Origin of the sequence: Planosporangium thailandense, from assembly GCF_011947195.1 — a bacterium.
Lineage (GTDB): Bacteria > Actinomycetota > Actinomycetes > Mycobacteriales > Micromonosporaceae > Planosporangium > Planosporangium thailandense.
Genome location: NZ_JAATVY010000109.1, coordinates 1 through 245 on the forward strand (window position 1 = coordinate 1; position 245 = coordinate 245).

Genomic DNA, 245 nt, shown 5'->3' on the forward strand with positions numbered 1-245 from the left:
GAGGCGCAGGTGGCGCGGACCCCGGACGTGACGGCGGTGGTGTGTGGGGATGTGGCGTTGAGCTTCGCGGAGGTCAATGCCCGGGCGAACCGGTTGGCGCGAGTCTTGGTTTCGCGGGGTGTGGGGCCGGAGCGGGTGGTGGGGTTGGCGTTGCCGCGTTCGGTGGACATGGTCGTGGCGATGTTGGCGGTGTGGAAGGCGGGTGGGGTGTATCTGCCGGTGGATCCGGAGTTGCCGGCCGACCG

Annotated in this window: 1 protein-coding gene; it reads left to right on the forward strand. The window is 70.2% G+C overall.

Annotated features, from left to right (window positions below; translation table 11 throughout):
* A partial coding sequence (locus tag HC031_RS32355; RefSeq protein WP_167929254.1) for an AMP-binding protein occupies positions 1-245 on the forward strand: 245 nt, incomplete at both ends.